General features: G+C 67.2%; 1 pseudogene. It reads right to left on the bottom strand.

What is annotated here, in order from left to right:
* Positions 1-145: 145 nt before the first annotated feature.
* A pseudogene (locus IO29_RS40465) lies at positions 146-256 on the bottom strand (alpha-amylase); the annotation flags it as partial.

Genomic DNA, 256 nt, shown 5'->3' with positions numbered 1-256 from the left:
CCCTTGAGGTCGCCGATGCCGTCGCCGTTGCTGTCCTGGAAGGAGCGGACCAGGACCTCGTAGAAGACGGCGCGTTTGAACCAGTCCGGGTCCCGGTCCTTGGCGGGGGTGTCCTCGAAGGTGTCCGGGACGGGCTCGTTGACGATCATGGTGTGGGTGACCCTCCGATCTGCGGTGAGGACGGTCGCAGGACGGTCAGCACGTGTGCCGGCCTGTCGCCCGGCTCCAGTCGCACATAGTTGGCCCTGCCCCAGGA

The sequence above is a fragment of the Streptomyces sp. NRRL F-6676 genome, assembly GCF_000725625.1.
GTDB lineage: Bacteria > Actinomycetota > Actinomycetes > Streptomycetales > Streptomycetaceae > Streptomyces.
The sequence above is the reverse complement of the archived record's forward strand: the minus strand, read 5'-3'. Positions and strand labels throughout refer to the sequence as shown.